Source organism: Pseudomonas nunensis (genome assembly GCF_024296925.1).
GTDB classification, from domain to species: domain Bacteria; phylum Pseudomonadota; class Gammaproteobacteria; order Pseudomonadales; family Pseudomonadaceae; genus Aquipseudomonas; species Aquipseudomonas nunensis.
Genome location: NZ_CP101125.1, coordinates 4,565,182 through 4,578,825, shown reverse-complemented (window position 1 = coordinate 4,578,825; position 13,644 = coordinate 4,565,182). Strand labels below are relative to the sequence as shown.

The 13,644-nt window shown below is 58.4% G+C and carries 12 protein-coding genes; 7 read left to right on the top strand and 5 right to left on the bottom strand.

The annotated features are described in order from the left end of the window. The first annotated feature begins 124 nt into the window (after positions 1–124). From NK667_RS20000 to NK667_RS19985, 4 genes are all read left to right on the top strand, one after another. On the top strand, positions 125–1,411 hold the full coding sequence (locus tag NK667_RS20000) for an MFS transporter (RefSeq protein WP_054049036.1): 1,287 nt from the start codon (positions 125–127) through the stop codon (positions 1,409–1,411). 63 nt (positions 1,412–1,474) lie between these two features. After that, a complete protein-coding gene (locus NK667_RS19995; protein WP_054049038.1) occupies positions 1,475–2,227 on the top strand; it encodes a 5-oxoprolinase subunit PxpA in 753 nt (250 codons plus the stop codon). After that, complete coding sequence (locus NK667_RS19990) at positions 2,224–2,928, top strand: 5-oxoprolinase subunit B family protein (protein WP_054615832.1); 705 nt, start codon at positions 2,224–2,226, stop codon at positions 2,926–2,928. The genes NK667_RS19995 and NK667_RS19990 overlap by 4 nt, the downstream gene beginning before the upstream one ends. Beyond that, a complete protein-coding gene (locus tag NK667_RS19985) occupies positions 2,925–3,851 on the top strand; it encodes a 5-oxoprolinase subunit C family protein (protein ID WP_054615831.1) in 927 nt (308 codons plus the stop codon). The genes NK667_RS19990 and NK667_RS19985 overlap by 4 nt, the downstream gene beginning before the upstream one ends. 92 nt (positions 3,852–3,943) lie before the next feature. Here the strand turns inward: NK667_RS19985 and NK667_RS19980 are convergent, their stop codons facing one another. The 5 genes from NK667_RS19980 to NK667_RS19960 all read right to left on the bottom strand — a co-directional run bounded on the left by NK667_RS19980 (position 3,944) and on the right by NK667_RS19960 (position 9,598). Next, complete coding sequence (locus tag NK667_RS19980; protein ID WP_236708610.1) at positions 3,944–5,401, bottom strand: MFS transporter; 1,458 nt, start codon at positions 5,399–5,401, stop codon at positions 3,944–3,946. Between the two features lie 156 nt (positions 5,402–5,557). Further along, positions 5,558–6,070: a prephenate dehydrogenase dimerization domain-containing protein gene (locus NK667_RS19975; RefSeq protein ID WP_330220020.1), complete on the bottom strand. Its 513-nt coding sequence runs from the start codon at positions 6,068–6,070 to the stop codon at positions 5,558–5,560. A gap of 248 nt (positions 6,071–6,318) precedes the next feature. Then, positions 6,319–7,497: a vWA domain-containing protein gene (locus tag NK667_RS19970; protein WP_054049045.1), complete on the bottom strand. Its 1,179-nt coding sequence runs from the start codon at positions 7,495–7,497 to the stop codon at positions 6,319–6,321. 36 nt (positions 7,498–7,533) lie between these two features. After that, on the bottom strand, positions 7,534–8,379 hold the full coding sequence (locus NK667_RS19965) for an AAA family ATPase (protein ID WP_054049047.1): 846 nt from the start codon (positions 8,377–8,379) through the stop codon (positions 7,534–7,536). 142 nt (positions 8,380–8,521) lie between these two features. Further along, entirely contained in the window at positions 8,522–9,598 is a 1,077-nt protein-coding gene (locus NK667_RS19960; protein ID WP_054615829.1) for a DUF748 domain-containing protein, read from the bottom strand. Positions 9,599–9,725: 127 nt separating this feature from the next. On the opposite strand from NK667_RS19960, the gene cysK reads away from it, so the two are divergent. From cysK to NK667_RS19945, 3 genes are all read left to right on the top strand, one after another. Beyond that, positions 9,726–10,700 carry a cysteine synthase A gene (gene cysK, locus NK667_RS19955; protein WP_054615828.1) on the top strand — a complete coding sequence of 325 codons (975 nt, stop codon included), beginning with the start codon at positions 9,726–9,728 and terminating at the stop codon, positions 10,698–10,700. Positions 10,701–11,034: 334 nt separating this feature from the next. Further along, positions 11,035–11,973 carry an aspartyl/asparaginyl beta-hydroxylase domain-containing protein gene (locus tag NK667_RS19950; RefSeq protein WP_054615827.1) on the top strand — a complete coding sequence of 313 codons (939 nt, stop codon included), beginning with the start codon at positions 11,035–11,037 and terminating at the stop codon, positions 11,971–11,973. A gap of 219 nt (positions 11,974–12,192) precedes the next feature. Continuing rightward, positions 12,193–13,446: a TerD family protein gene (locus NK667_RS19945; RefSeq protein WP_054615826.1), complete on the top strand. Its 1,254-nt coding sequence runs from the start codon at positions 12,193–12,195 to the stop codon at positions 13,444–13,446. The last annotated feature ends 198 nt before the right edge of the window (positions 13,447–13,644 follow it).

The following is a 13,644-nucleotide window of genomic DNA, read 5'->3' as shown; positions in this document are numbered from 1 at the left end:
AGGGCGGGTTTTTATTAGTTGGACGCCGCAGGCCCGGGCGCCCAAAAATCAGGCCATCCGGTTCCCACGATAGGCGTCGTCGGGGCTCAGAACAATACCAATAAAATATGTACGGAGACTTGCCATGAGTGCGCCCGACACCCTCGACATCCCCAAGGCTACGACTCGCCCGGGACCTTTCGACTGGTATCGCAACATCAACAAACAGGAACGCCGCACCTTCTGGAGCTGCAAGATCGGCTATGGCCTGGACGGCATGGACACCCAGATGCTCAGCTTCGTGGTGCCAACCCTGATTGCCATGTGGGGCATTACCACCGGTGAAGCGGGGCTGATTCACACCAGCACCCTGATCGCCTCGGCCATCGGCGGCTGGGTGGCGGGGATTCTCTCCGACCGCATCGGTCGCGTGCGCACCTTGCAACTGACCGTGCTGTGGTTCGCCTTCTTCACCTTCCTCTGCGGCTTCGCGCAAAACTACGAACAGCTGCTGATCAGCCGCACTTTGATGGGCTTCGGTTTCGGCGGCGAATGGACCGCCGGCGCGGTGCTGATGGGTGAAGTGATTCGCGCCAAGGACCGTGGTAAAGCGGTGGGCATGGTGCAATCAGGCTGGGCGCTGGGTTGGGGGCTGACGGCGATTCTGTATGCGCTGTTGTTTTCTGTGTTGCCGCCGGAAGACGCCTGGCGCGCGCTGTTTATCCTCGGCATCGTCCCGGCGATTTTCGTGATCTTCGTCCGCCGCCTGGTCAAGGACCCGGAAATCTATCGCGAAGCCAAGGCCAAGCAAGAACCGAGCAACCCGGCGAAGTTCTACGAGATCTTCGCCCCCGGCATCCTCTTCACCACGATCCGCGCTTCGGTGCTGACCACCGGCGCACTCGGCGGTTACTACGCGATTACCTCGTGGCTGCCGACCTTCCTGAAGAACGAGCGAGGTTTGAGCGTCCTCAACACCAGCGGTTATCTGGCGATGGTGATCGTCGGTTCCTACATCGGCTACGTGATCAGCGCCTATTTGACCGACATCCTCGGCCGCAAGAAGAACTTCATCCTGTTCGCCGTCGGTTCGTTCACCATCGTTTTGCTCTACACCCAATTGCCGGTCAGTAACGCGGTGATGCTGTGGCTGGGCTTCCCGCTGGGCTTCTTTGCCTCGGGGATTTTCAGCGGCATGGGCGCATTCCTGACTGAGTTGTTCCCAACGCGGATTCGCGGTTCGGGCCAGGGTTTTTGCTACAACATTGGTCGGGCGCTAGCGGCATTGTTTCCACTGTTAATCGGCTTGCTCAGCCAAAAAGTACCGCTGAGTGTCGGCATCGGGGCGTTTGCGGCAGTGTCCTACGGGGTGGTGATCCTCGCCGCCTTGAGCCTGCCGGAAACCCGTGGCAAGCAACTGGACGCCGAGTAACTGATAATCTGCTGCGTATCTATCCGGCAGTAAAAAAAGAATATGCCTACAGGAGTGTTCACCGTGAGCCGCCTGCTATTGAACTGCGACATCGGCGAGAGCTTCGGCAACTGGACCATGGGTCTGGACGCCGAGGTCATGCCCTTCATTGATTGCGCCAACATCGCCTGCGGCTTCCATGCCGGCGACCCGAGCATCATGCGCAAGACCGTCAGCCTGGCCCTGAGCCACGGCGTCCAGATCGGCGCGCACCCGGCCTATCAGGATCTGGTCGGCTTCGGCCGGCGTTCCATGGCGTACACCGCCCAGGAACTGCAAGACATCTTGCATTACCAGATCGGCGCCCTCGACGGCATCTGCCGGGCCCAGGGCGGCAAAGTCAGCTACGTCAAACCCCACGGCGCGATGTACAACGACATGATGGCCAACCCGGCGCAATTGCGTGCGGTGATCCAGGCCGTGGCGGCCTACGACCGCACGTTGCCGCTGATGTTGATGGCCACCCGCGACAACAGCGCCGCGCAGCAGTTGGGCGATGAGTATGGCGTGAACTTGTGGTTCGAAGCCTTCGCCGACCGTGCTTACGACAGCGCCGGGATGCTGGTTTCACGGCAATTGCCGGGCGCGGTGCATCACGATCCGGAAAAAATCATCGAGCAGGCACTGATCATTGCCCGTAGCGATCACCTCACGGCCAATGACGGCAGCGCCTTGCATTTGCAGGCCAACACCCTGTGCGTGCATGGCGACAACGCCAGTTCGGTGGCCGCCGTGCAGCGTATTCGCCAGGCCTTGAATCAGCAGAGCGAATCATGAAACCACGGGTAGAAGTGGTGGCGCTGGACTGCCTGATGGTGCGTCTGTTCGATGAAATCGCCGAAGCCAACATGCCGTGGATGCTCGCCGCCAGCGAAAGTCTGCGTGCCGCGTTTGCCGGGCATTTGATCGATCTAGTGCCGTCTTACACCACGTTGATGGTGCATTACGACCTGACGGCGCTGAGTCCGGCCCAGGCTCGCGAATTGATTGCCGAGGCGTTGATCGATCTGTCGCCCAACGCCAGCACCACGGGCAAATGCCATGTGCTGCCGGTCTGGTATGACTTGAGCGTCGGTCCGGAATTGAGCCTGTTGTCGCAACGCAGTGGGTTGGCGCTGGACGAGGTGATCCGTCGTCACAGCGAGCGCGAGTATCAGGTGTTCGCATTGGGCTTCGCGCCGGGATTTGCCTTCATGGGCCTGGTAGAAGAAATTCTCGCCGCGCCACGACTGAACACGCCGCGCAAGAAAGTGGCAGCGGGGAGTGTGGGCATTGCCGAGCGGCAAACCGCCGCTTACCCGGTGGTGTCCCCCGGCGGCTGGAACCTGATCGGCCGCACCCCGGCCAAACTGTTCGACCGCGAACGCGACGGCTACAGCCTCATGCAGCCCGGCGATACTGTGCGCTTCGAAGCCGTCAGTCACGCCGAGTTCATCAACCTGGGCGGCGACGACACGCCACTGGAGGCCCAGGCATGAGCCGACTGAGAATTGAAGCTAGTACGCCGCTGTGCCTGTTGCAGGATGCGGGACGTTTCGGCGTGCGGCATCTGGGCGTGACCCAGGGCGGCGGGCTGGATTGGCGCTCGATGTCGTGGGCCAATTGGCTGCTGGGCAATGGGCTGGATGCGCCGGTGATCGAAATCACCCTCGGCGGGTTCAGCGTGGTGGCTGAGGAAGATTGCGTGCTGGCGCTGGCCGGGGCGGACCTGGGCGCGCAAGTGAATGGCGAGGTGTTGGCGCCGTGGCGCAGTTTCCGACTGCAAAAAGGTCAGCGCTTGCAGTTCACTCAGCCGTTGCTGGGCGCGCGGGCCTATCTCGCCGCGCCGGGCGGGTTTGATGCGCCGAAAGTGTTAGGCAGCAGCGCGACGGTGGTCCGTGAGGAACTTGGCGGGCTCGATGGCATGGGTCGGCCGTTGGCCAAGGATGCGCAGTTGAGCTATTCCGGCAGTGGGTTAATCCTGCTGCGGGATTTACCGCAGGAACACATTCCGGACTTCAAACTCGATACGCCGCTGGACCTGGTGCTCGGTGCGCAGATCGGCGCGTTCAGCGGGCAAAGCCTGTTCGACGCGTTCAACAGTGTCTGGGCGCTGGACAGCCGCGCCGACCGCATGGGCATTCGCCTGCTGGGCACGGCGCTGGAATATCAGGGCAAACCGATGATCTCCGAAGGCATCCCGCTCGGCGCGGTGCAGGTGCCGCCGGACGGGCAGCCGATTGTGTTGCTCAATGATCGGCAGACCATTGGCGGTTATCCGCGATTGGGCGCGTTGACGCCGTTGGCGCTGGCACGGCTGGCGCAGTGTTTGCCGGGGGCGAAGGTCAGGTTGCGGCCGGTGGTGCAGGATGTGGCGCATCGGGAGCAGGTCGGGTATTTGCAGCGATTTGTTAACCGCTAAAAGCTTCGCGGGCAAGCCTCGCTCCTACAGGTTTCGGTGTTACCCCTGTAGGAGCGAGGCTTGCCCGCGAAGGCGTAATCACAAACGCCGCTTTACTCGACCCTACCATTCGGTATCCGCAGAGTGCGCCATGCGATCAATATCGCTATAAGTGCCAGGACGAATGTCACCCACGAAACCAGCCCGATACCACCCTCAAATGCGCTTCCCGCCTGCCTCATTAACTCGCTCGCCTGATCACCAGACAAATCTACTGTCACATTATGGGCACCCGACAGCGTCTCACTCGCCAGCATCGCCTGCGCTTCACTGAGAAAACCCGGAAGCTGCAGTATTCCACGATAGTAGGCGGTGACGAGACCACCGAGCACTGTCGTCCCCAACACTACGCCAACCTCATAGGCCGTTTCGCTAATAGCCGAAGCCGCACCCGCTTTCGCCGGCGGCGCAGCCGACAAAATTACATCGTTGGATACCGTCGCAATCGCGCCCACACCGATATTCAACAAGGCAAAAGCCACCACCAGAACTACCAAGTTACTACCTATGCCGGCGACCAGCAAAAACGCCGCTGCAGCAAACGCCATAAGAATGGGTACCAGAACATGCGTCTGTACTCGCTGTGCTACAGGTACGATCGCCATCCCCACTACGATAGCCATGATTTGACCCGGTACTAACGCGAGGCTAGCGTTCAAGGGGGACATCTGAAGGACGATTTGTAAGAACTGGGTGGTGAAAAATACGAAGCCGACGAGGAACGCAAGGCTCATTAGATTGATCACGACGGAGCCGCTGAAGGTACTGTTGCGGAACAGATTCAAGTCCATCAGCGGTACCGGCAGACGTAACTGTCGCTGGACAAACATCCACCCAGCCACAGCGCCAACAACAAATGCTGTCAGCGCCATCCAGTCAGCACCATCACTGGCGCTATGTTTGATGCCATAAACGATGGCGCTGAGAGCTACCATCGATTGCAGGATGCTTGTTGCGTCCAAAGGGCCTGTAGAGTCTCGCTCCGATTCAGGCAATAGCAGTGGTCCCAGTATCAGTAGTGGCACCAAAACGGGGACCGCGAGTAAGAAAATTGACCCCCAATCGAAAAACTCCAACAACACCCCGCCCACTAAAGGACCGAGCGCTGATCCAACAGTCAAAGTCGTTGCCCAGATCGCGACCGCAATTCTTCGTTCTTCTCGATCCTCGAACACCGAACGTATCAATGCCAGTGTTGAGGGCATAAGCATCGCACCGAAAATCCCCATGCAAGCGCGCCCGGTAATCAGTTGCGCTGCTGTATGAGAGTAGGCGGTCAGCACCGATACGATGACAAAGCCCAAAGACCCAGTGAGTAACAACTTGCGATGTCCGATTCGATCTCCCAGGCTACCCATAGACACCAGCAATCCCGCCAATACCAGCGAATAGGCATCGATCATCCACAATTGTTGGCTAGCGCTTGGACGCAGGGCTTCCGCAATCTTTGGTAACGCAAACCCCAGCACAGTATTGTCAACTGTCACCAGCAATACAGGCAGCATCAGCATGCAGAGGCTTGACCACCGTTTTGATTTTAATCCGCGTTGTGCCGCCTTACTTACTAACGCCATTCGCCAAACCCCTTATCACCCACAAAACATTCACGGGAGATTTGCGAGACTCCCGCGAAAGAGTCCCTGTGCACTTCCCGGACGACGATGTCGTCAGTTCAGTAATGAAAAAACGTGCTGACAATCGACAGCGCCAGAACTCAAACGAGTACCCAATGTATTTGAAATGCCCTGTAGGTCGTTTCTGAATTCATCGTAATCCTTATCGCGAACATTTTTCATCAACCGCTCCATTCCCTCAGCGAGCGCAGAGCGCTGGTGGTTGGCTTGGTCATTTTCAAGCTGTATGTCCCAGTAGACTTCGGGTGGATTAACTAGAACCCGGGACAGTAATGCCATCATCGTGCGCATCGGTGGAGGCATCACCTCAAGTGCACTTTCCAAATCAAGTGAAGACCTTGCTAATGCCAGGCCAAACCCGAGAATTGCTGCATGAGGCAATGCCTGACAAAGCGCCATCAATTCGTCATGGGCGGCAGGCGTCATTCGCTTTACTTTCATACCTGCTTCCATCAGGTGTTGCTCGATGAAGGTCGAAGGTGAATCACTTTCATCCAGACAAATTGCAACGGTGCGCCCCTGAACGGAGAGTTTGGGCGAAAACATCGGATTGATACCAACGAAAGGTTGAAGAGGCGAGGCATCCTTCAATGTTTTGTAAAACGGCTCCTGAACAGAGCAGGCAGGTCGGGTATTTGCAGCGGTTTTAATGTGGCGAGGGGGCTTGCCCCCGTTGGGTTGCGCAGCAGCCCCAAAATCCGCAGCCGCGGTATTTCAGAAATACCGCATGCACTGGTTTTGCGACTGCTGCGCAGCCGAACGGGCGCAAGCCCCCTCGCCACAAGGTCCTCGCTCTACTTGGACAAAAACCGCATCCCTTCCTCCAACCCCCGCAACGTCAGCGGATACATCCGGTCTTCAATCAAATCCCGCACGATGTTGGTTGACGAGGTATAGCCCCAGGTATCTTTCGGATACGGGTTAATCCAGATGAGCTTCTTGTACTTCTCCATGAAACGCTGCATCCACAGATAGCCCGGCTCTTCATTCCAGTGCTCGACGCTGCCGCCAGCCTGGGTGATTTCGTAGGGCGCCATGGCGGCGTCGCCGATGAAGATCACTTTGTAGTCGGCGCCGTACTTGTGCAGCAGATCCTGGGTCGAAAAACGCTCGGAGGTGCGGCGCATGTTGTTCTTCCACACCGACTCATACACGAAGTTGTGGAAGTAGAAGTACTCCAGATGCTTGAACTCGGTCTTGCAGGCCGAGAACAGTTCTTCGCAGATCTTCACGTGGGCGTCCATCGAACCGCCGATGTCGAACAGCAGCAGCAACTTGACGGTGTTGCGTCGTTCCGGGCGCATCTGGATGTTCAGCAGGCCGGCATCGCGGGCGGTGTGGTCGATGGTGCCGTCGATATCCAACTCTTCCGCCGCACCCTGGCGAGCAAACTTGCGCAGACGGCGCAGGGCGACCTTGATGTTGCGCGTACCGAGTTCCACCGAATCGTCGAGGTTCTTGTACTCGCGCTGATCCCAGACCTTGACCGCTTTGCCCTGGCGCTTGCCGGCATCACCGACGCGAATACCTTCCGGGTTGAAACCGCCGGAGCCGAACGGACTGGTGCCGCCGGTGCCGATCCATTTGTTGCCGCCGGCGTGGCGTTCCTTCTGTTCTTCCAGGCGTTTCTTGAATTCTTCGATCAGCTTGTCGAGGCCGCCGAGGGACTGGATCTGCGCCCGCTCTTCATCACTCAGTGAACGCTCGAATTCCTTGCGCAGCCAGTCTTCGGGAATCAACGCCTGAAGGTGGTCGTCGAGTTTTTCCAGGCCATTGAAGTAGGCACCGAAGGCTCGGTCGAACTTGTCGAAATGCTTTTCGTCCTTCACCAGGATCGCACGGGCCAAGTAATAAAACTCGTCCATGTCGGCGAAGACCACGCGCTGTTTCAGCGCGTTGATCAGGTCCAGCAGCTCGCGCACCGAGACCGGCACCTTGGCGGCGCGCATTTCATTGAACAGGTTGAGCAGCATGGCAATCGCCTCCGCTTTTGTTAAAAAAAGCGATACTTAGCGAGAGCCGCGACGGCTCATGAATGCCAGACGCTCAAGCAGTTGCACGTCCTGTTCGTTCTTCACCAGGGCCCCGGCCAGCGGCGGGATAGCCTTGGTCGGATCACGTTCGCGCAGCACCGCTTCGCCGATGTTGTCGGCCATCAGCAGTTTCAGCCAGTCCACCAGCTCGGAGGTCGAAGGCTTCTTCTTCAGGCCCGGCACTTTGCGCACGTCGAAGAACACGTCCAGCGCTTCGCTGACCAGGTCTTTCTTGATGTCCGGGTAGTGCACATCGACGATCCGCTGCATCGTCACGCGATCCGGGAAGGCGATGTAGTGGAAGAAGCAGCGGCGCAGGAACGCGTCCGGCAGCTCTTTCTCGTTGTTGGAAGTAATGATGATGATCGGGCGTTTCTTCGCCTTGATGGTCTCGTCGATCTCGTAAACGTAGAACTCCATCTTGTCGAGTTCTTGCAGCAAGTCGTTCGGGAACTCGATGTCAGCCTTGTCGATTTCGTCGATCAGCAGGATCACCCGCTCGTCAGCCTCGAAGGCTTCCCACAGCTTGCCCTTTTTCAGGTAGTTGCGAACGTCGTGGACCTTTTCCGTGCCCAGCTGCGAGTCGCGCAGACGGCTGACCGCGTCGTACTCGTACAGGCCTTGATGCGCCTTGGTCGTGGACTTGATGTGCCAGGTAATCAACCTGGCGCCAAAGGACTCGGCCAGTTGCTCGGCCAGCATCGTCTTGCCAGTGCCCGGCTCGCCCTTGACCAGCAGCGGACGCTCCAGGGTGATGGCGGCGTTGACCGCCAGCTTCAGGTCATCGGTGGCGACGTAGGCCTGGGTGCCTTCGAACTTCATCTGCTAATCCTCGAACGGTAGCGCCGACCTGAACGGGCAGGGCGGGACGGAATAAATGTGATATCCGACTATAACGCGCTGCCCGGTCGACTGTGAACGCAGACGGGTTATTCAGTCTCTGAATGGGACGTCACATCTTGACTCAGCCCGCATCCGGCTTCGGCTGTTCATACCGCGCATTGAACGCCTGGACAAAACCATTGCGCAAAATCTGCAAAAACGCCTGGAACGCGCTGATATCTTGCTGATGTACGTTGCCGCTGAGTTCGACTTTTGTGGCGAACTGGTTCTTGCGCTGGTTTTTCAATACGGTTTCGGTGCTGCCGACGATGGCTTCCCAGACCGAGCGCAAGATGCCTTTGTTCTTGTTCTCGACGTCCTGCTGCCAATTGAACACTTCGACGTCGCGCAGCAGCGGTTTGATGTAGCCCTTGAGCTGGCCTTTGTTGGCTTCGGCTTCGATCACCACATCGCCGTGGCCGGCGTTGAAGTCGAATTTGCCGTAGGCCGAGGCGAAGTCGTTCATGCGTTTTAGTTCGATGTCCTTGGCCCGCAGGCGGAATTCGAAGTCTTCGAAATTGCTCAAGGGATCGAAGGTGGCGGTGGCTTCCAGCGGCGCGTGGCCCAGCAGCAGGGCTTTGCCATCGAAGCGGGCGTCGCGCTTGCCTTCGGTGTCGACCACGTTAGTCAGGTTATAGAGGGTGGCGTTGACCTGGGTGGCGTTCATGTTTACCGGTGGGCTGGAACTGAAGTTTCGAAAACTGATTTTGCCGTCGTCGATCCGTACTTCGTTCAGGGTGATCGGCAGCAGTTTGCTCAATTGAGCGCGCCAGTCGGTGCCGCGACCGGTCTGGGAATTCTGCTTGTTGGCACCGCCATCGACGAAGTTCACTTCGGGCTGGATGAACTGGACCTCGGCCACCACGGCATGGTCGTACCAGAGCGAATGCCAACTGACCGAAAGGTCGATCAGCGGCGCGGTAACGAAGGGGACGGGGACTTTGCCGTCGACCTTGACGATCTTCAGTCCGTTGATTTTGTAGGCGCCGCGCCACAGGGCGAGGTCCACGTCGGTGACCTGGCCACGGTAATCACCCATGTCGGCCAGCTTGTCGTTGAGATAATTGCGCACCAGGTAGGGCAGGGCAATGTCCAGGGCAACCAGCAATACAACGAGGCCGGCAACGGTCCATAGGGGCCAACTGTATCGACGCTTCATGATGGCAATTCCTTGGCGGTGTACAGCCATTGACTACGGGCGTTACCGGACGTTCGACCTGACTGGACGACCATCGGCAACAGGCATACCTTGGAACGCTCATTCAACGCTGCATAAGGACCCAGCCATGAGTCGTATTTTTGCTGACAACGCCCATTCCATCGGCAATACGCCGCTGGTACAGATCAACCGTATTGCGCCGCGCGGCGTGACCATTCTGGCCAAGATCGAGGGGCGCAACCCTGGTTATTCGGTCAAATGCCGGATCGGCGCGAACATGATCTGGGACGCCGAAAGCACCGGCAAACTCAAGCCTGGCATGACCATTGTGGAGCCGACTTCGGGCAACACCGGCATCGGCCTGGCGTTTGTCGCCGCCGCCCGTGGTTACAAGCTGATGCTGACCATGCCGGCGTCCATGAGTATCGAACGGCGCAAGGTGCTCAAGGCCCTGGGGGCTGAATTGGTGCTGACCGAGCCGGCCAAGGGCATGAAGGGCGCGATTGAAAAGGCTGCGGAAATTCTCGCCAGTGATCCATCCAAGTACTTCATGCCGGCGCAGTTCGACAACCCGGCCAACCCGGCCATCCACGAAAAAACCACCGGCCCGGAAATCTGGAACGACACCGACGGCGCGGTTGATGTGTTGGTAGCAGGCGTTGGAACCGGTGGAACCATTACCGGTGTGTCGCGGTATATCAAGAATACCCAGGGCAAACCGATTCTCTCGGTAGCGGTGGAGCCGGTGTCGTCGCCGGTGATTACCCAGAAGCTGGCCGGTGAAGAGATCAAGCCGAGCCCGCACAAGATCCAGGGCATCGGTGCCGGTTTTGTGCCGAAAAACCTCGATTTGTCGATCGTCGACCGGGTTGAACTGGTGACCGATGACGAATCCAAGGCCATGGCCCTGCGCCTGATGCAGGAAGAAGGGATTTTGTGCGGTATCTCGTGTGGTGCCGCGATGGCAGTGGCGGTGCGTCTGGCCGAAACCCCGGAAATGCAGGGCAAGACTATAGTTGTGATTCTGCCGGACTCCGGCGAACGTTATCTGTCGAGCATGTTGTTCAGTGATCTGTTTACGGAGGCAGAAAACCAGCAGTAACTAGATGACCATTGTGGCGAGGGGGCTTGCCCCCGTTGGGTCGCGGAGCGGCCCCAAGTCAGGCACTTCGGTATATCAGGTAAATTTGCGCTTACCGATTTTGCGACTGCTTCGCAGCCGAACGGGGGCAAGCCCCCTCGCCACAGGTATGAAGGTTGACGCGGGTCAGCCTTCGTTCAGGAACCTTATGTTAATAAGTGCTTTGTTGCGCAATCCTTAACACTGAATCTTCAGTTATGTGGGTTTTTCCCCGGGCCGGTAGTGGTTATCATGGCCGGCTGCCACGTCGGGTAGATGGCGCGGTGCAAAGTTGCTTATTCTCAAGGAGTCGTTGATGACCTTTTCCCTGGCCGCGAAAGCGTCGGTGTTGCTGTTATTCCTCGGCAGTACGCTCTATGTGCATTTGCGCGGCAAGGCACGCCTGCCGGTCCTGCGGCAGTTCGTCAACCATTCGGCGCTGTTCGCGCCCTATAACGCGTTGATGTACCTGTTCTCCGGCGTTCCGTCCAAACCGTACCTGGACCGCAGCAAGTTCCCGGAACTGGACGTGCTTCGGGACAACTGGGAAGTCATCCGCGACGAAGCCATGCACCTGTTCGACGAAGGCTATATTCGCGCCGCCGAAAAGAACAACGACGCCGGTTTCGGCTCGTTCTTCAAGAAGGGCTGGAAGCGTTTCTACCTCAAGTGGTACGACAAACCCTTGCCATCGGCTGAAGCCTTGTGCCCGAAAACCGTGGCACTGGTTAGCAGCATCCCCAATGTCAAAGGCGCCATGTTTGCCCTGTTGCCGGGCGGCAGCCATCTCAACCCGCACCGCGACCCGTTCGCCGGCTCCCTGCGTTATCACCTCGGGCTGTCGACACCTAACTCCGACGATTGCCGCATCTTTGTCGACGGCCAGGTCTACGCCTGGCGTGACGGCGAAGACGTGATGTTCGACGAGACCTACGTGCACTGGGTCAAGAACGAAACCGAAAAGACCCGGGTCATCCTGTTCTGCGACATCGAACGACCACTGAGCAACCGCATCATGACCCTCATCAACCGCTGGGTCAGCGGCCTGCTGGGGCGCGCCACCGCCCCGCAAAACCTGGATGATGAGCGCGTTGGCGGGATCAACCAGGCTTACGCCTGGAGCAAGAACTTCAGCGACAAGTTTAGCGGTGTGGTGAAACAGTGGAAGCGTCGGCACCCCAAGGCTTACCGCGTGCTGCGGCCAGTGTTGGCGGTGGTGGTGTTGACGTTGTTGGGGTATTGGTTGTTTGGTTAAACCGGCAACTGAACAAAAAACCGCTCTGTATGAGCGGTTTTTTTATGCGAGCCAGAAAACTCGCAAAGCGCCACAGACCGACGCAAGCGATTAAACTCCCTCCCCGCATACCGCCCTGAAAGCCTGGCTTTCCCTTTGGCTGGCTCGCGCACTTGCTCAATGAAGGCGCAGCACACATGCAGTGTGCTGCCATACACCCCATGGAATAGGCGACTCCCATTGAATCAATCCCTCAAGCCCGGCGAAAACACCACCCTCGATCTGCCCAAAGGGCACGTCGTGGTCACCCATGCTGCTGGCGACAACCTGGACGTTAACCTCACGGCCTTCCTCGTCACCGAGACCGGCAAGGTGACGGATGACAGCGGTATGGTTTTCTTCAACGCGCCGGAACACGCGTCCGGTGCCGCCATGTTTATCGCACCGGTCACACAAAGTGGCACCGTCAGCCACCGCATCGGCTTTGATCTGTCCCGCCTTCCGGCCAGTATCACCAAGATCGCCATTACCCTGACGCAAGATGGCAGCGCCGGTGGTTTTGCTGCGGTGAAGGATCTGCGCGCGCAAGTGATTGTCGGCGACCAGGTCCTGGAGCTCGCGCCCGGTTCGTTCTCTCAAGAGACCGGGATTATCGTGCTTGAGTTATACGTTCGAAACGGCCAGCTCAAGGCACGTTCGGTATGGCAGGGGTTCGCTTCGGGCCTGGCCGGGCTCTGCGGTCTCTACGGGATTGAAGTGGACGACGAAGCGCCATCTGCTCCGCCGGTTTCGGCAACGCCCGCGCCGAAACCCGTCAATATCGCCAAGTCCGTTATCACCCTGGACAAGCCTGGCACTAGCCACAAGGTGTCATTGGAAAAAGGCCCGTCCGCACCAAAGGTCATTCGGGTCAGCGCGACTTGGATTGATAACGGCGATGGCGAGGACAATGACGATCTCGACCTGAGGATCGGCATCCTTCGGCCGGATGGCCGGATGTCCATCATTCAGGCGCCCGACAAGAGCGGTGCGTTTGACGTCGATCCGTTCGTTTTCCACACTGGCGACGTGGTCAGCGCCAGCGAGTCTGCGCCGGGCATAGAAACGGTCGACATCAACCCGGCCATCTCCCAGCGCATGGGCGGGAAGGTTGCGCTGGTCTGCAGCGTTTACTCCGCCGTGGACAACGGGGCAGTCTCGGTGGCTTCGCTGAAACCGAAAATGCGCATGGAATACGGCGACCAGATCGTCGAGTGCGCTTTCGAGTTCAAGGACGGTTTTTTCAGCAGCGCGATTTACACCTACGTGATCGGTCTGATCGAAATCGATCTGGATCACATTGAGCTGAGCCCGTCCGGCAAGACCTCCAAGAGCACCAGTGAAGCGACCCCTTGGCTGTCGCGCAAGGGTGACAAACTGGAGATCACCATGGATGGCCCCGCTGTATTCAAAGGCTATCCGCCGGAAAACAGCGGCAACAAACGTTACGTCTGAGTCCGTGTGACTGGCGCGTGGCACTCCTTGAGTTGTCACGCGCCAGAGGTACGCAGTTCAGGCTTGGCGGGCCTTCGCGGCAAGTCATTGCAATCCATGTCGAGCGTTGGTTATAGTCGGCGCTCGCCTGCTTCCCCCAGCACGGCCCTCAAAAAAGATCAGCCCATGCCTGCATCCCACATCAACGCGGTAGTCGAT